The following is an 18008-nucleotide window of genomic DNA, read 5'->3' on the forward strand; positions in this document are numbered from 1 at the left end:
TTCACTCCTCAACCTTATTTTTATTTTTGGCTTTCCTAAATAAAATTCGACATCTCTTGAACATTTCCTACAAGATTCTTTTTATGTTACAAAATTCGAATTGAATTCCACTGATCCCTGTTCAGCATCAATAAAAATAACGGTGCAGAGGATAGTTCTGCACCGTCATTTTTATTTTTCATGATATTCCATCAAAAACAATTATGGATTGACTGTTTTATTATAATTCGCGATTTTCTCTGCAATCGCTTTGGCAGCATCCCTATGATGACTTAATTATACAAGAAATAAGGTACAGCCTCCTCCTATTTTTGAGGAACTGTACCTTTTTTACATCATGGTGACTTTTTCAGTGGCCTCCGATCTGGCGGCCTTCTTACATAAGTTACGGAATATACTGCTGTACAATGCGAACGACCTCTCCGTCCTTCACCGTTAAATGATAAGGAAAGCCTTTCAGATCAAGCTCATCCTCCGTGTTCATAAGTTCAACGAATTTCTCTATTGAAATTTGCTCATCCCATAAAATATCCGCTTCTGCGATATTTCCAGTCCGGTTATAAATTTGCATGCGCACATCAGCATCTTCAGCAATAGTTAATGATATTAAGGTACTGTTATCATTTATAATGTAATAGCCGTCCGGAGGTCCTTCCATCTCGCCGTCACCTTCGCGCTCCAGAAACTTTTGGACCGCTTGCTCCCCCTCGTACCATTCCATTCGATCAAAGGACAATACATAACGATCGTCCTGTTTCTCAATCTGATCAATAAAGCCTGTTTCCAAATTTGGCGTTACCACTATCGGTTTATAATCACGGCCTCCCGCCAGCGCAAAATTAAAGGCCGTAAGACATGTAATAGCAACGAGAGCAACCATCGTATATTTTTTCATCGCGCAGACGCTCCTTCATAGTGGTGTATATTCTTATTCTGCCTACCTATAGAATATAACGTCTGCCGTGCCAAATAAGTTACAAAGCAGCTACAAATATTTTTCCGCTGCTCTTTAAAGAATAAAGGCATCCAAATCATGTTCTTCAAGGTAATCTTTCACCCGATTAATGAATTGGCTGGAGACCTCTTCATCCAAAACGCTGCGGTCAAACGACAAACCGTCAAAGCGAATGCGCCTAAGGCTTCCCCCGCCGCCCCATTGCTTCGCGATCGGTATGCCCATGAAGCCAAGCTCCGCCATACGCTTCAATTGACCAGTAGGGAATTCATCATGCAATTCCATGAATGAAACGGCAGGCGCCAGCTCTGTTTCCGCAAAATGTTTTACTTCCAGACGCAGCTTATCCTGCTCCCTCGTATATCGAAGCTCCATGGTTAGGCACTCCTTTCATGAACCTACCCCTTCGGATCGTAAAGATAAAAGCCTCTTCCCGTCTTCCGTCCCAGCCAGCCAGCCTTCACATAATTGCGCAGCAGTGGACAAGGTCTATATTTCGAATCGCCAAAGCCCAAGTGAAGCGTCTCCATAATGGCTAAACATGTATCGAGTCCAATGAAATCAGCGAGCGCAAGCGGCCCCATCGGGTGATTCATCCCAAGCCTCATGACCTGATCCACGGATACCGCCGACGCTACTCCCTCATAGACCGTATAAATGGCCTCATTTATCATCGGCATGAGTATGCGATTGGCCACGAAGCCTGGAAAATCCTTCGATTCCACTGCCGTTTTCCCAAGCGCATGCGCAACATTCTTCAATTTCAGTAATCGATAGCGAAGACGTATTCGATGCTAGGATAGCATTCGAATTACAGCGCAGATCCAGATCCTTGAACAACGATTTTTTGAGCTCCATATTTTCAGGCACCGCTTCTATGACAAGCTCCGAGTTTTTGGCGCAGTCTAAATCCGTAGAAGGGGTTATGGCCTCCATTGTGATTGTGCTCTGTTCCTCCGTAATTTCCCCCTTATCAGCCAGACGTGAAAGTGAGGCTTGAATTGCATTAATCCCGCTCGCAGCAGCCCCATCGATATCATACAAAGCTACGTCAAATCCGTTTTGCGCGAATGTCTGAGCAATTCCACGGCCCATTTGTCCCGCACCGATGACGGTGATATTGCGGATTTCCATCTTCACCACCCCAGATTCAATCATCCACCTGGATTAAAATAGCATCTCATTGCGCTCCCCCGCTGCAAATGGCAGCAATGCCTTGCCCGCCGCCGCGCCTGACCAACTCATGCACCAAGGTTAGAACGATTCTTGCACCGCAACGCGGCTTCCGTGAACGGCCATATGAACATGATCAAAAGCACAGGTAAGCCTCTCCTTGAAGCAAAGGATCAAGGACAAAGTTCGACGGTATCCGTGTTTGTTTTAGTATATGAATGCGCCATGCGCAAAAATAACTTTCTTGTTCATGCGCTCACCCCTATTTTTCCAATACACAGCAGCACGGAAATTCCAAAAAAATAAGCCTTTCCTATGCAGGAAGGGCTTGCGCTTTTGATGAGCTGGAGTTTATTCCGGTTTTGCGTCCTTTATATAAATAAACCAATAAGCTGCTGCTACAAATACAGCTCCCCCCACTAAGTTTCCGAGAAAAACAGGCACAAAATTGCTGAAATAATCAATCCAGGTGAACGAACCGGCAAAAATGGCTGCAGGAATGACAAACATATTGGCCACGACATGCTGGAACCCGATCGCTACAAACGTCATAATCGGGAACCATATGCCCAATATTTTTCCCCCAACATCGTCCGAGGCACTAGATAACCAAACAGCAAGCGCCACCAGCCAATTACATCCTATCGCTGAGATAAATGCCTGAAGGAAGGTGTCGTCAAGCCTTGCTTGAGCGATCGCTACTGTCTTCTCTAAGTAGGGGCCCGTCTCTGTTAAACCGACAACATGACCAAAGCAATAAGCAACGAAAACCGCCCCGACAAAATTGCTCAGTGTCACCCAGAACCAATTCGTGAGAAGCTGCCTGACGGTTATTTTCCCCGACATTAGGGCAATGGAGAGCGACATCATGTTGCCTGTTACTAATTCTCCCCCAGCTATGATCACTAAAATAAGTCCTACCGGAAATACTGCAGCTCCTAAAAACGAAGCAAAGCTCCCCCAGTCATCCGGCAAATTCGCACTTACTCGAATATGAACGAGAAAGCCGAAGGCTATGAAAGCTCCAGCTAAAAAACCTAAAACCAGTAAAGAGGGTAAGGTCAGAGACGCTTTGCGTTCTCCGGCCTTCATCGTTAGCTCAGCAATATGCCGAGGAGTATGAAATGCCATGATGTCCACCCACAAAATGATCTAAACGAAAGTGACAAACCATAATTGATTTATCCCTATTTCTATCATTAAGCTAATGCCTTTCTGATAGCTTCAAGCACCCTGTCGCCTTGAAAAGGCTTCACTACAAAATCTTTAGCGCCCGCTTGGATCGCTTGGACCACCATCGCCTGTTGTCCCATTGCGGAACACATAATGACCTTCGCTTTCGGATCGTTTTGTTTGATTCGCCTTAAAGCTTCTACCCCTTCCATTTCCGGCATTGTAATATCCATCGTAACCAAATCCGGCTTTACTTTTTCATATACTGCAATCGCTTCAATTCCATTTCCCGCTTCACCGACTACCTGGTGACCTCCTTTTGTGAGGATATCCTTTAACATCATTCTCATAAATGCCGCATCATCTACAACCAATATATTCGCCATCAACTATTCTCCCTTTTCCTTTTGTAATAATAAAATAAAATTCATCTCACCAATATTATGTATGACTAGTGGAACGGCGATCGCCTTATTATAGCCGTACATTTTTATTTCTCCCTCCAGAATAGTCGGGGGTGTAATATCAAACTTCAATCCCTTCTGGGATATATGCGTACAAACGTTTCCTGCTACCATGTTGGCTATCTCTCCAACAAAGCTATGAAGCATTTCACCTTCAAGCGCCATACCGAACATGCTTTCCCCTAATTTCCCGAATGTAGGGATACCTCCATCGATAACCAAACGTCCTTCTAAATCACCGGTAAAGCCCACCAACACACACATCTCGCTTAATAATACGGTTTCATTGTACAATCGCGGCTCTTCTATGTTCAGTGGCACGTGAAGCACCGCTCTAGCTGAAGCAATTATACTTTCTACGAGATCGTTCACACCTACATTGACTATTGACATTAAGATTCGCCTCACTTTCCGCTAAATTTGTTTATGATTTTTGACACTTCTAAGATTAGTGCTACTTTTCCGTCGCCTAATATCGTTGCCCCTGCAATACCATCAACTTTTCCAATATAGGAGCCCAGTGACTTGATTACGATTTCATCGTTACCGATCAGCTCATCTACAGCTAAAGCTAATCTCTTTTCTGCAGAACCTACGATCACGAGCGGGATATGGCGCTTCTCCTTCTGCGGTTTAGGCATACGGAAATGCTCATGAACCCAAGCTACCGGGATGACCTGATTTCTCAGCAAAATAACGGATTTCCCGTGAACCTGCTGAATATCATTTACTCTAACAATTTCAGCAATATTACTCATAGGAATAATAAAGATTTGGTTATAGAGTTTCACGAGCAATCCATCGATGATCGCTAATGTCAACGGGAGCTTGATTCTGAATCGTGTCCCCAGTCCCAGCTCCGTTTCGATATCAATCATGCCATTCAGCTTTTCAATATGGCTTTTGACAATATCCATGCCAACTCCACGGCCGGATACATCACTTAATACAGCAGCAGTCGAAAATCCGGGGCGGAATATAAGGTCGATGCCTTCCTTTTCAGTCAATTGATCCGCTTCTTCCTGATCGATAACGCCTTTTTGCACGGCCAATCTTTTCATTTTTGCTGGATCTATGCCTGCGCCGTCCTCTTCTACATAGATAACGACCTGATTATCCTCATGTGCCGCTTTGATTTTTAAAGCTCCTTTACGGGGCTTGCCCATTGTTTCCCTTATTTCAGGCGTCTCGATACCATGGTCCACTGCATTCCTTATTAAATGAATGAGGGGATCAGCGATTTCTTCGATTAGAGTACGATCCAATTCTGTATCTTTGCCTTCAACAATAAGATCGATCTCTTTGCCTAAATCTCGGGACAAATCACGGACCATTCGCGGAAACCGGTTGAACAGCTGTTCGATCGGGAGCATTCTTGCTTTCATTACACTTTCCTGCATATCTCCAATTACACGATCGAGATGGTCAGAAATCTGGCCCAATTCATTCACTGAATCGTCGGTAAATCTCCGACTCAATGTTCGTTCCACCTGATGAATGCGGGTACGATCTATAACGAGCTCGCCTACCAAATTCATGAGATGCTCCAGTCGTTCCACGCTGACCCGAATCGTTTGGGATTTGGTATGGCTTTTTGCAGCGTGCTGATCATTAACAGCAACGGTTTCTTGAGCCGACACCGTTGGACTGATCCTTGCCGCTTCGATGCTGTCTAACGGTTCCACCCACACATCGACCACTTCAATCAAATTGGAGGTGAGATCCTTTATCACCGTTGAGCTTTTGTCACCTGCAAATAGGAAGGTGATCTCGACAGGTGTATCCATCTGCTCATCGATCTCTTCTAATTTCGGTTCGGAACGTAAAACTTCTCCCCATTCGCATAATTTGGAGTGAATGACGCAAGCTCGTGCCCCTTTGATTACACATTCGGATACAATTTTCATACCGATCCAAAAAACTTGAAGACCCTGATCCTGAGCTTCTTGTGCCTTCAAGCGGGTATCTAAGCTTATCCCAAGTGTGCCTTTCACTTGTACAGTTCCAGAAGCAATTTCCGCAGGCTTTCCCGAAAAAGATTGAAGCTCCCGCAAGCATACAGATATATCTGTCGCCGAGCTTTCATTATCCACAACATCATGCTTTAGTTGTTTCAGGCAGTCCATTGACTGAAAGAGAAGATCGATTAGCGGGCTCGTGACCTCTAATTTTTTACTTCTTACTTGATCCAGGAGATGCTCCATTTCATGTGTCAAGTTCTTCATATCTTCAAAGCCCATGACTGCGGATGAGCCCTTTAAAGTGTGTGCTGCTCGGAACAAGCTTTGGATGACCTGCTCCGAATTCCCAGCTTGCTCAAGCTTTAAAATTTCCTCATCCATGAGCTGCAGCTGCTCCTCCAGTTCCTCCAGAAACAGCTCCCTGTATTCGGACAACATCGGGTCTTCTCTCCTATTCATGAAGCAATACGGTATCCAGCTTCAAAATTCCGACCAGGCTGCTATCCGTTAATCCGATTCCTGTGAAATAGTTGCCGTCAGGTCCGCCAACGCGTTCTGAAGGAGGCTGAATGTCTGTGAAAGTGGTAACTTTGTTCACGCGATCTACAATGATTCCAACAGTGTCATCTTGATGGTGAACAACTACTATTCGACTTGCCTTTGTATGCTCTTTTTCATGGAGTCGAAACAAGTTCCTGAGACTGATAACCGGTACAATCCTGCCCCTCAAGTTAATGACTCCTTTTACATAAGGCATGACATTCGGTATTTGAGTAATATCCTGCATTTTAATAATTTCATGTATATCCTGAATTCGAATGGCGTACTGTTCACTTTCGATGCCAAATTCAATATATTGCTCCTGCTTAGAAGCCTGCATCGCACTACCTCTTCTCTTCATTTAACTATTTAATGTTGAAAATGGATACGGAACTATTTAAATCCTGTGCAAGCTCAGCCAGGGATAGAGCCGTTGCTGCGGTTTCTTCGCTGCTTGCCGCTGATTGTTGCGTAGCTGCGGAAATGCTTTCAATTGAAATAAGCACTTCTGCGGATTGAGCGGCCTGTTCCTCACTCGCTGCGGCAATTTCCGTAACCTTAAGAGCAGATTGATTGACCATCGTAATGATGCTGTCAAACGCTTCACCGGTTTTTTTGGAAAATGCAACGCCTTCACCAACTGCCCTCACACTGTGTTGCGTATTCTGCTGCATACCTTTAATAATTGACGTTATTTGCTTCGTAGCTTCACTGCTACGTTCAGCCAATTTACGAACCTCATCGGCTACAACCGCAAACCCTCTGCCCTGCTCTCCTGCACGCGCCGCTTCAATTGCAGCATTCAATGCCAAAAGATTCGTCTGTTCTGCAATATCATCAATTACTTCAATAATTTCACCAATCTTATTTGAATCCTCTTCTAATCGGGACATCTGTTCATTAACCACAACCATGCCTTCGATGGACGAACGAACCACTTTGCCGCCTTCCATTGCAATATCCATTGTTGTATTAGACAGATCAGCTGCTTGCTCTGCACTCTGAGCCACCGAACTAATAGCTATTGACAATTCCGAGAACAGTTCATTCATCGTTTGAGCATCACTCGCTTGGCTGTTACTCCCTCTGGCTATCTCCTCGGTACTTGACGAGATCTGCTGGGAGGCAGCAGCAACGCTTTCAGCGGATACAAAAATGGCTCCGACGGTTGACCTTAAACTGATTACCATGTTGTTTATGGATGTCGCCAATTGTCCGATCTCATCTCTTGTATTGATATCCGATGTTTCTCTCAAATCGCCAGCCGCCACTTTACCAAGTAATCCCACCAGTCGATTCAGAGGCCGTGCGATAATTTGTGACATGAAATAACCGAATGCAATACTGAAAAGCAATGACACAATGATAATCGTTATGGTCATGGTTCGGGAGCCTTCGTACATCGCATTGGATTGCTCAAACCCATGTTGTGCTGTCGTAATATTCAAGGAAATCAGCTCCATTAAAACACCTTCTACCTGGTCACCGGCCGCTTTAAAATCAGGAGCGATTCTTTTATATTCGTCTATATCACCTGCATGTGCGGATTGCATAGCAAGTTCCAGCATTTCATTGTATGACTCCCATGCAGGATCAAATTTATTTATGACTTCCCTTTCCTGCTCACTCAAATCAGAATTACGGTATGTATCCATGTTCGTTAAAATTTGATTTTTTAATTCGTTTATATTATTTTCATAAATATTTTTGTCTGCACTTATAATAGCAATAAAGTTCATATCCCGGATATTAACTCTAATTTGCTGGTATAACACTTGAGAGGCAGCAATATCAGCAATGGGTACTAACCGTTCATTGTATGTGATTCCTACTTCATCATTGATTTTCCCCATATTAGACAAACCAAATATTCCAACGAATGCAAGTAGGATAGCCATCAAAACAAATGCGGAAATTAACTTCACAGACGTTTTCAAATTATAAAACCATTTCAAAATAGAACACTCCATCCTGTTTATAATATCTTCTGTCGTTCTATACAAAATCATTTATGTCATCTGCTATCCGCAGCTTATTGGAAATAAATTAAATTATCCCAAAAGATCGTATAAAAAAAGACCCAAAAGGGTCCTTACACCACTTTTGGTAGCCCGGCTGTCATAGCGTTCGCCTTAGACCCGTTGCTTTGCGTCCTTATCTTTCAATAAGTTTGCCTTTATCAATAGGAATAATCTTGTCACTTCTTAATAGGATGTTCAAAAACAAAAACCGAAACGGCTTGGTCATCTTTTATATGTATGTCCGAAAACAAACGAACCAATTTCGATCCAATCAACTCTTCCATCCCCTCAGGTACTTTGCGATTATAGTATTCCTGAATGAGCTTCGTTCGGGCCTGGTGAACCAAATTTCCGCCTTGCTCGGTCTGCGTCATGAACTTTTCGACAGGTGTAAGATTTCCGCTCATCGTCGTGATTGCTTGATTATCTACAAAAACAGTACGCACCTCATCCGGACCTTTGCCGAATAGATCCTTCCGCACCTTCCGAACCATTTCATTGAATAGATGTACTTTTTTTTGCATGACCCCTCGCCCCTTCAAGGATTTTCCATTTTCTTTGCTAGCAATCTAAGATTGTGTGGTATTTCCTCAAATTATAGTGGATGAGCAAAAAAAAACCATCGAAAAACAACTATATACCTTCAATCGGTACAAAGCTGTTTTATGATGGATGTATAGCCAACATCAGATTATGCCTTTTACCATTCCAGTCATCGTATCTATTCGTAGTGAAAGCAACTTCATACCAAATTACTCCACCATTGCATTATTTCTTATAATACACGCAGATATCACATGTGTCAAATGGACTAAATAAATCATCTAATAGGTATTTATACATGGGATTCTAATATTTATTAAAATCATTTAACTAAGACTTGCAGCATTATATATATCCTTGGTTTTAAAAAAGAATGGACAAAACTAACTTCTGCTGTATGTCTGTGAACGAAGCGATCTAATTGCTACGGTCGATGTTTTAAAGCCTGGCATTTTACAATGGGGATCAAGCTCGGGACTAGTCGCCTTATTCACGTTCTGTACCCCCCCCCAATGCATCGGCACAAATAGCGTATCTTCTCTTATTTTATCCGTGATTCGGCTGCGGACACTGAAGCTTCCTCTGCGAGAACGAACTTCGACCCACTCCCCATCTTCAATTTTATATTTTTTTGCTGTCTTGGAATGAAGCTCGATATAATTCTCCACGCTCCGTGCTGCGAGTGAAGCGCTTCTTCGTGTCTGTACCCCTGTTAAATAATGGGATAGCTCTCGTCCGTTCGTCATCGTGAGCGGATATGTTTCGTCAGGCTGCTCCTGAGGCAGCCGACTTTCTACGGGGAAGAAAATCGCTTTGCCGTCCGCATGAGCGAAAGTCTGCTCGAACATCATGCCGTTTATTGCTTGCCCCTCCGTTGAAGGACAAGGCCAATACACGCCGCCCTCTTGACGGAGACGTTCATACGTAATGCCATAGTAATCGGCTAGGCCACCGCGGGTGGCCTGTCTCAGTTCTTCGAAAATCTGCTCTGCCGATTCGAATGGGAAATATCGCTGCTTGCCCAGCATTGCAGCAAGCTCACATAGGATGGCCCAGTCATGCCTTGCTTCGCCTGGAGCGTTAAGCTTGGATTCTCGAAGCAGCACGCGGCCTTCCAAATTCGTAAGTGTTCCATCATTTTCCAAGTAGGCCGTCACAGGCAATACGACATCGGCCAGCTTGGCCGTCTCTGACAAAAACATATCTGCTACCACAAGGAAATCGATCTTAGACAACCCTTCCTCTACCCGATCTGCATTCGGATTTGAAACGACGGGGTTGGACCCCATTACAAACAATGAACGTATCGTTCCCTCGTGAACCAGCTCCATCATCTCATAGGCGGATACGCCTTTTCGGGGTAGCTCCTCGGGATCAACTCCCCATACGCCAGCCACATAAGCACGATCCTGCTCATCCTCTATGGAACGGTAGCCTGGCAGTTGATCACTCTTCTGGCCATGCTCTCTGCCGCCTTGTCCATTCCCCTGCCCAGTAACTGCACCGTAGCCGCAGCCTGGCTTGCCGATTTTTCCGGTAACGAGCACCATATTCAAAAAATTCCGAACGGCAGCATGCCCATCTGTCTGCTGCTCAACGCCTCTAGCCGTAAATATAATACCGGTACTCGCTTGACCATACGTCACCGCTGCCTTATGAATCATCTCTTTATCTACGCCCGTTAGATCTGCGATCTCTTCCAATTGGACTCCTGATATATGCTGCACAAGCTCAGTGTAGCCGTTTGTCCGGTCGTTTATAAAAGACTTATTTTCAAGTTTCTCGTCCATTAAAACTTTAAGCATACCGTTTGCAAGCGCAGCGTCCGTGCCGGGCTTGATTTGAAGATGAATGTCGGCAATTGCGGCGGTAGCGGTCACTCTCGGGTCGATGACAATAATAATGGCTCCGTTTTCCTTCGCTTTTGTAAAATAAGGCATTAATGTCGGCTGGCACTCCGCGATGTTCGTGCCGGCTAAAATAATGCAGCGGGCTAGCGGGATATCCGATAGCCGGCAAGTTAGACCGCGGTCGATCCCAAACGTTTTATTTCCAGCAGATGCTGCAGCAGACATGCAAAAACGCCCGTTATAATCGATATATTTCGTGCTTAGCGCTACTCTGGCGAACTTGCCCAGTAAATAAGAGGACTCATTTGTTAATGAACCGCCTCCGTATAAACCGATCGCATCAGGACCATAACGCCGGCTTACAGCAACAAAATTATTATATATGCGAGTTAAGGCTTCCTCCCATGTAGCCGGCGTTAGCCTGCCATCCTTCCTTATTAAGGGCTGAAGCAAACGCTCAGCGCTTATCACATGCTGATGCGCATTCATTCCCTTCACGCATAAGCGTCCTTCTGATGCTGCATTCGGAATTCCTTCTATTCTATACGTATGGCGTCCGGTGTCCGGGATCGGCGCAGCTTCTGTAATACGTATTTTGCACTGTACACTGCAGAAAGGACATTGTGTATCAATTGGAAAGCTTGCTTGCTTATGAAGTGAGGTTTCTCTTATCATCTGCTGCATACACGGTCACCTGGCCTTTCTTCATTAAAATTAAACTTCTCCGAGGCAAAAACTCTATCCAGCAGCTCTTGCCGAATATCGAAATCTAATAAAGCTTCTCTAATCTCAACAATGCTTTCCCTCTCCATCCACTTCCACATCGGCTCGCCGAATTGCGCTCGCTCCCGATAAAGCTGCAAACAGGCAGCAGCAAGCTCTAGAGCAAGCGTATCGGTATCTGCAATGCCGATTAGCTGCCCCTGTTTCACCGGATGCTCCGCATGACCAGCAGCATAGACTTCCCATCCAGCAGGAGCGCCCGTAATCCCGATTTCATGAACGAGTACACCCGCGTGCTCATGAAGGCCGGACGAAACAGCCGTTTTTACGTGGTAAGGGAATAACATACGCCCGAAATGATTGTGCAGCGTTGTCCCAAGTAAAAATGATGCGGATTTAGGCACGGTCTCTTGAAGCATATTAGCCGTGAAGCCTGCTGTAAGGCCAATAAATGCTTCATTTAAGGGAAACGCCGCTTCACAAGCAGGAATGTCAGGATGCAGGAGCGATAAATAGTATTGGATAGCCGAGGAACAAGCAGCACAGCCATCAGCTTTGCTCCAGCCTAACGATGTCATGACTTCTTTGGTGCTAATAAAAGCACTGCTTGCAATCGAAGCCTTCAGCAGCTCGTGGCTCATCTGTGTACAAGCGCATATAGGCGGAGCGCCTGCAGCTATGCTGGTTTTTCCGTTAAGGAGAGCATACTTCACGACGGCTGAAACCATTGAACGGCAGCCGCCGCAGGAGCTCGACGCTTTGGTGCGATCCCGAACCTGATCCGTTGTTTCCAAACCATCCTCCAATACAGCGCACATAATAGCTGATTTATTGACAGCATTGCAGGCGCAAACGGTCTCTCGATCTGACATGGCAGCAACGATTCCATCGTTATCGCTGCCGCCACTAGCGGTCGCTGCAGGACTAAGCGAGGACACTGGAGCTTCACGCTTCACTAAATTCAGTAGTTGAGTGCTTTCCGCCGTATCCCCGAACAGAATAGCTCCACGTATCACGTCCTCTCTCATCATGACCTTTTTGTAGGTTCCTCGGATTCCGTCATACATCTGCAAGGCGGTTTCCGCTTCAGTTTCTAAAATTTCACCAACTGAAAAAACCTCGATACCGGATATTTTAAGCTCCGCATAGGGGACAGATCCTGCATAGGGTCCTGTTTCCTGGCCGCATATGACCTTAGCGAGCACTTTTCCTTGCTCATACAAAGGAGCGACCAGTCCATACGCAATTCCTCGATGCTCAGCGCATTCTCCGACTGCATACACATTCGGAACACTCGTGCGCATGAAATCATCCACAACGATAGCTCTGTTCGTTTCGATCCCGCTGGCTCGCGCTAGGCCGATATTCGGGCGAATGCCTACTGAAATGACAATTAAATCTGCTTCTATTGTAATTCCATTTGTAAAGCGGATACCCTTAGCTCTATTTCTGCCCGTAATGCTTTCCGTATCTTTATTGAGCCAGAAGCGCATGCCCTGCTGCTCCAGCTCTTTGCGCAGCATCTCGGCAGACATGCGGTCAAGCTGACGATTCATAAGATATGGCGCATTGTGAATCACGTCCGTTTCCATGCCAAGATTGAGCAGTCCTCTCGCCGCTTCAAGCCCTAACAGGCCTCCCCCGATGACAGCCGCCTTTCGATAATTTCGGGCATATTCCATCATCGTCCTGCAATCTTCTATATTTCGGAAGGAAATGACGCCTGCTTTGTTCACACCTAGGATCGGCGGTATGAATGCCGATGAGCCCGTTGCAATAACAAGGGAGTCATAATCTGCCTGCAAGCCCGATGAGGTTTCGACTATTCGAGAGTCCGTATGGATGCGCGTGACCATCTCATTAGTATACAATCGAATGTCTCTTTCCTTATACCAGGACCAATCATTTAAGATAATATCATCAATTGAGGAATTCCCCTGCAGCACCTTCGATAACATAATGCGATTATAATTCGGGTGAGGCTCATTCCCAAACACCGTGATTTGAAACTGCTGCGGATCAAGCTTATAAATTTCCTCTACACATTTGATGCCTGCCATGCCATTTCCAATGACCACCAGTTTTTTTTTTCTCATGTATGATCACATCCATTCCTGGTTTTCCATTATCATGATGAAATAACGATCATCGAGCCTCTTCATCAGCAAATTACGGTGCAAATAAGCAGCAAAAGCCCTTTCCCGTTTCATCAGGGAAAAGGCATCATTGCCAGATGAGTTGGCACGCCACTGTGCTTTACTCTTGTATAGTGTAAGATTAGTGCATGTTGCTTTATATGTCAATATATCTAACACATGATTATTGAATTAAATTAACATAGAAATTTATGTTAGATATATTGACATGTTAATTTCTCCGATTTATAATTCGAGTTGGGGTTACAACTAAGTGATCCACCCGAATACGAACGGCTGCACAATGCTGTGCCGCCGATGGCAATGAGGCCGCAACTTATCCTTTATTAAGGATGGATTGCGGCCTTTTAGGTGCTATACTTACACAATAAAGGAGAGATTAGGATGGAGAGAAAAGGATTTTGGCAAAGCGGTCATAAACCAACTTTATTCAGTTCATTTTTGTATTTTGATGTTAGTTTTATGATTTGGGTTTTAATTGGTCCATTAGCCGTTATTATTGCGGCGGATTATCCAATGACCCCCATAGAAAAAGCTAATCTTGTCGCACTTCCTATTCTTGGCGGGTCTATTCTTCGATTAGTGCTCGGTTTCATGACGGATTATATCGGCCCTAAACGTACAGCTCAAATCGGGATGCTTTTGACCTTGATTCCACTCATTATGGGCTGGCAGTTCGTACAATCGCTAGAACAGCTTTATGTCGTTGCGTTATTGCTCGGTGTTGCAGGCGCCTCGTTCGCTGCCGCGCTGCCGCTTGCCAGCCAGTGGTATTCGAAGGAGCATCAAGGACTTGCAATGGGAATCGCTGGCGCGGGGAACAGCGGCACTGTCATATCGACACTGTTCGCGAACCGTCTAGCTCAGCATTATGGCAGCTGGGAGGTCGTATTTGGACTTGCCATTATCCCCATCGTGATCGTCCTTATTCTGTTTACTATTTTTGCTAAAAACAGTCCAAACCGTCCTGCTCCAAAAAAACTTTCGCATTATGCACAGGTGTTAAAGCAAGGTGATGCATGGGTGTTCTGCGCCTTCTATTGCGTAACCTTCGGTGGCTTCGTTGGCCTTTCCAACTACTTAACTATATTCTTTAATACACAGTATGGTCTATCTCCTGTAAGAGCCGCAGATTTTACGACATTTTGCGTTATCGCGGGAAGCTTCTTCAGACCCGTCGGCGGCTATTTGTCCGATCGTTTCGGAGGAGCGAGAATGCTGACGATCTTGTATGGCGGAGCAGGGCTTATGCTTGCCGCGGTTGCTACGCTGCCAAGTCTTCCAGTTGTGCTTGGCATGCTGTTCGTGGGCATGATGTGTCTAGGAGCAGGCAATGGCTCTGTATTCCAGCTTGTGCCTCTGCGTTTCGGCAATGAGCTGGGATTGATGACTGGCATTATCGGTGCTGCCGGAGGTTTAGGAGGCTATGCTCTTCCACTTGTTCTTGGACAATTGTATCAAACTACCGGATCCTATGCGCCAGGCTTCCTGGTTCTAAGCTCGATTACCTTAGCATCGCTAGTTCTGTTAACGATGATCCAGCTACGCTGGCGGAACAAATGGATGGAAAAAGGCGGCAAAGCCCGTCTCGAAGTCGCAACGGATAGTTCACGAATCCAATTATAATCTCCCTTCCCCTCCACTAGGAGATCGTTCCTAGTCGAGGGGAATTTTTTTATTTGCTAGAAATGATTTCATGTATTGTCTCTTTGGATTTTTAAGCAGTTTCGTCATCGTTTCAGACCATCGATCCTTGCGCTCCCCATTCGTACGATTTGCATAATACATAGAGATTTCTTCATTATACAGCTTAAGCTGATCGATTAATTCCTCATCCTGCCTATACTCTTCTTCATGATATACATTCATATACGGCAAACGTGGCTTCGAATCGGAACCCTTCTCAGGGTGACCCACGCTCATCCCGAATAAAGGAAGTACTCTTTTCGGCGTTTTGAGCAGCTCTGTTACTTTGTCAAGCTGATTGCGGATACCTCCTATGTAACAGATTCCAAGCCCCATGGATTCAGCGGCAATCGCAGCGTTTTGTGCGGCCAGGGCGGTATCGATAACGCCGACCATAAACATTTCAGTCGAGCGCAATGCTGCTTCGATGTCCTTAGTCTCTGCTTCCTCAAGCTGAGCTGCCAGCTCCAACCTGTGCAAATCGAGGCAAAACACGAAGAAATGGCCGTTCTTCGCGACATAGGCTTGATCACCGGCCAAAGCAGCCAGCTTCTCTTTCTTCTCAGCATCATTAATACCAATGATAGTGTAGCTCTGTACAAAGCTTGAGGTTGAGGCCGCTTGAGCGCTCTGTACGATAGCCGCAATTTGTTCATTCGTTAGCGGCTCATTCGTATAAGATCGGATCGAGCGGTGATTGATAATTGTTTTGATGATATCATTCATTAGCCTTCCACTCCTTTTTTATTTTTTATTATGACACATGTTTTGCAAAAAAAAAAAAAGAAGACCGCCCTTTGGTCCTCAGACCAGGGCGGCTTCACTTATCAACACCATTTATTTCCAACCAATCTCATTTATTTTCGCTTTCAAGAAATCGATTGTATTTTTTGCATACCAGTCAGGCTCAGCCTGTCTTGTGTGGAAACCTACCTCGGCTGTCAAATAACCTTGGTAGTCGATTTCCTTCAAGGCCTTCAGTACAGCGTCAAAATCACAACGTCCAAGGCCTGGCGGCAAGCGATCGCTGTCCGCAAGGTGAATATGGTGCAGCTTATCCTTCATGCGATACACATAGTCGCTTGCTACCTCATTGCGATACAAGGCGTGGAAGGTATCGAACATTACCTTAACATTATCGCGTCCTGATTGCTCGCTCAGAAGCAGCGCATCATCAGCAGACTCGATTAGGTTGCTGTCGGTTGGCGTTGGCTCAACAACCATCGTAATCCCAAGCTCTTTGGCATAATCAGCCGTTTTAACAAGTGCCTCCAGGCTGTAGTTCCAAGCTTCAGACTTAGAAGTTCCGAATACGGCCCAGCCTGCCAGGTAGATAACGGTTGGGCATTCCCAATCATGAGCAAGCTCCAGCACCTGTCTGTAGTGGTTGATTGTATAGGCTCTTTCTTCCGCAATCGGAGAGCTTGGGTTGTTCCCAGGACCGCCGCCCGGAGCCGGAAGCAGCGAGGATACAGCCAGCTTCTCTTGCTTCAAGAGGCTTAAAATTTGTTTGCGGCGCTCAGGTGAAACAGTCTCAGGCCAGGCATGCGGGCTTGCGCAGCCGATTTCAATGCCATCATAGCCGAAGGATGCCAGTCTGCGGATAACCTCTTCGAGCGGGTAAGACGGTACCCACACCGGAAAACTGCTGTATGTCCAAGTGTTAAAGGAAATTCCTTTCACATTTACACGTCCCTTCGATTATTGTAACGTATCAGTCCCAAATAAATACGGCTTTTTCGGTTTCACGTTGGTCAAACATCCGGAATGCCGTTTCTGCGTCCTCAAGCTTGAACGTGTGTGATACAAGCTTTTCTACTGGGAGGTTTCTATCCAGTATGAATTTCGTAATTTCATCATATTCGAAAATCGGGAAGTACCACGAGCCCATAACTGTAATTTGCTTGCGAATAAGCTGCTGGCTTGGGCGAATCGTCAATTCCTTGCCTTCACCGATAAATGCTGCACGGCCATGCGCACGCAGACTGTCTAATGCTTGACTCTGAGCAAATGGGCTGCCGGAGCAATCAATTGCCGCATCCGCACCGCGTCCTTTTGTAATTTCCATAATACGCTCAAGTACGTTTTCTTTGCCATTGATCACATAGTCAGCGCCAAGCTCCTTAGCAACCTCAAGACGCTCGTCAAGCATGTCTACGGCAATGACTGTAGCGCCAAGACCTTTGGCTACCATCACACCCGCGCCGCCCATTGGCCCAAGACCAAATATAACAAGTGTATCTCTTCCGTTTATGTTCAAGCGCTTCTGTGCGTGATATAGTGTACCAACTGCATCTGTCGAAACTGCAGCAACAACATAGCTCATTTCGTCCGGAATACGCATGCAGTTTTCTTCTGGCACTACGACATAATCTGCATCGCCGCCGTGTGTGTCAAAACCGATACATTTCCAATCCGGACAGAACATTTTATAGCCGCTTCTGCAATGTGCGCAAACGCCGCAGCCAATGGCTAAGTATACCGCTACACGATCGCCTACTTTAAATAGACTAACGTTATCGCCCACCTGTGTAATCTGACCAGCAGGCTCGTGACCAGGGTGTATGTTTCCGGTTTTTACAGCTTCACCGCCGACTACGGTATCTGTACCGTAATATAAGCTCATATCGCTACGGCAAATAGCCGATGCTTTCATTTTGATCAATACTTCTCCGCTGCCAGGAACGGGAATCGGCACCTCTTTAATTTCAACTACTTTATCTCCTGGGAAAACGACCGCTTTCATTGTCATGATAGGTCCCT

General features: G+C 45.5%; 15 protein-coding genes, 2 pseudogenes and 1 riboswitch. Of the genes and pseudogenes, 1 reads left to right on the forward strand and 16 read right to left on the reverse strand.

The features are described from left to right. Window positions 1-385: 385 nt before the first annotated feature. The 13 genes and pseudogenes from ACO9K6_RS00620 to nirB all read right to left on the reverse strand — a co-directional run bounded on the left by ACO9K6_RS00620 (window position 386) and on the right by nirB (window position 13499). Window positions 386-895, reverse strand: a complete 510-nt coding sequence (locus tag ACO9K6_RS00620; RefSeq protein ID WP_424765594.1) for a hypothetical protein — start codon at window positions 893-895, stop codon at window positions 386-388. A 114-nt stretch (window positions 896-1009) separates the two neighbouring features. Then, window positions 1010-1330: an acyl-CoA dehydrogenase family protein gene (locus tag ACO9K6_RS00625; RefSeq protein ID WP_424765595.1), complete on the reverse strand. Its 321-nt coding sequence runs from the start codon at window positions 1328-1330 to the stop codon at window positions 1010-1012. A gap of 23 nt (window positions 1331-1353) precedes the next feature. After that, a pseudogene (locus ACO9K6_RS00630) lies at window positions 1354-2089 on the reverse strand (3-hydroxyacyl-CoA dehydrogenase NAD-binding domain-containing protein). A gap of 46 nt (window positions 2090-2135) precedes the next feature. Then, window positions 2136-2228, reverse strand: a pseudogene (locus tag ACO9K6_RS00635) (hypothetical protein); the annotation flags it as partial. 251 nt (window positions 2229-2479) lie between these two features. After that, window positions 2480-3259, reverse strand: a complete 780-nt coding sequence (locus ACO9K6_RS00640) for a formate/nitrite transporter family protein (protein ID WP_424765596.1) — start codon at window positions 3257-3259, stop codon at window positions 2480-2482. A gap of 68 nt (window positions 3260-3327) precedes the next feature. Beyond that, window positions 3328-3687: a response regulator gene (locus ACO9K6_RS00645; protein WP_424765597.1), complete on the reverse strand. Its 360-nt coding sequence runs from the start codon at window positions 3685-3687 to the stop codon at window positions 3328-3330. A gap of 3 nt (window positions 3688-3690) precedes the next feature. Continuing rightward, complete coding sequence (locus tag ACO9K6_RS00650; protein ID WP_424765598.1) at window positions 3691-4158, reverse strand: chemotaxis protein CheX; 468 nt, start codon at window positions 4156-4158, stop codon at window positions 3691-3693. Window positions 4159-4169: 11 nt separating this feature from the next. Next, a complete protein-coding gene (locus tag ACO9K6_RS00655) occupies window positions 4170-6164 on the reverse strand; it encodes a chemotaxis protein CheA (protein ID WP_424765599.1) in 1995 nt (664 codons plus the stop codon). Between the two features lie 13 nt (window positions 6165-6177). Continuing rightward, window positions 6178-6606: a chemotaxis protein CheW gene (locus ACO9K6_RS00660; RefSeq protein WP_424765600.1), complete on the reverse strand. Its 429-nt coding sequence runs from the start codon at window positions 6604-6606 to the stop codon at window positions 6178-6180. A gap of 25 nt (window positions 6607-6631) precedes the next feature. Then, the gene (locus tag ACO9K6_RS00665; protein ID WP_424765601.1) at window positions 6632-8221 is read right to left on the reverse strand and encodes a methyl-accepting chemotaxis protein; all 1590 of its coding nucleotides are present in this window, start codon (window positions 8219-8221) and stop codon (window positions 6632-6634) included. Window positions 8222-8368: 147 nt separating this feature from the next. After that, window positions 8369-8451, reverse strand: a riboswitch (cyclic di-GMP riboswitch). A gap of 12 nt (window positions 8452-8463) precedes the next feature. Further along, complete coding sequence (locus ACO9K6_RS00670) at window positions 8464-8811, reverse strand: Na-translocating system protein MpsC family protein (RefSeq protein WP_424765602.1); 348 nt, start codon at window positions 8809-8811, stop codon at window positions 8464-8466. Between the two features lie 402 nt (window positions 8812-9213). Further along, window positions 9214-11364: an assimilatory nitrate reductase catalytic subunit NasC gene (nasC, locus tag ACO9K6_RS00675; protein ID WP_424765603.1), complete on the reverse strand. Its 2151-nt coding sequence runs from the start codon at window positions 11362-11364 to the stop codon at window positions 9214-9216. Continuing rightward, window positions 11352-13499, reverse strand: coding sequence for a nitrite reductase large subunit NirB (gene nirB, locus ACO9K6_RS00680; RefSeq protein ID WP_424765604.1), 2148 nt, complete (start codon window positions 13497-13499; stop codon window positions 11352-11354). Before nirB ends, nasC begins: the two co-directional genes overlap by 13 nt. A 444-nt stretch (window positions 13500-13943) precedes the next feature. Here nirB and ACO9K6_RS00685 point away from each other — a divergent pair, with 444 nt between their 5' ends. After that, window positions 13944-15185 carry a nitrate/nitrite transporter gene (locus ACO9K6_RS00685; RefSeq protein WP_424765605.1) on the forward strand — a complete coding sequence of 414 codons (1242 nt, stop codon included), beginning with the start codon at window positions 13944-13946 and terminating at the stop codon, window positions 15183-15185. Between the two features lie 30 nt (window positions 15186-15215). Here the strand turns inward: ACO9K6_RS00685 and nfsA are convergent, their stop codons facing one another. The 3 genes from nfsA to ACO9K6_RS00700 all read right to left on the reverse strand — a co-directional run bounded on the left by nfsA (window position 15216) and on the right by ACO9K6_RS00700 (window position 17997). After that, window positions 15216-15971, reverse strand: a complete 756-nt coding sequence (gene nfsA, locus ACO9K6_RS00690; protein WP_424765606.1) for an oxygen-insensitive NADPH nitroreductase — start codon at window positions 15969-15971, stop codon at window positions 15216-15218. A gap of 111 nt (window positions 15972-16082) precedes the next feature. Then, a complete protein-coding gene (locus ACO9K6_RS00695) occupies window positions 16083-16928 on the reverse strand; it encodes a sugar phosphate isomerase/epimerase family protein (protein WP_424765607.1) in 846 nt (281 codons plus the stop codon). A gap of 31 nt (window positions 16929-16959) precedes the next feature. Next, window positions 16960-17997: a zinc-dependent alcohol dehydrogenase family protein gene (locus tag ACO9K6_RS00700; protein ID WP_424765608.1), complete on the reverse strand. Its 1038-nt coding sequence runs from the start codon at window positions 17995-17997 to the stop codon at window positions 16960-16962. Window positions 17998-18008 lie beyond the last annotated feature (11 nt).

Source organism: Paenibacillus praedii (assembly GCF_049725345.1).
In the GTDB taxonomy this organism is placed as follows: Bacteria; Bacillota; Bacilli; order Paenibacillales; family Paenibacillaceae; genus Pristimantibacillus.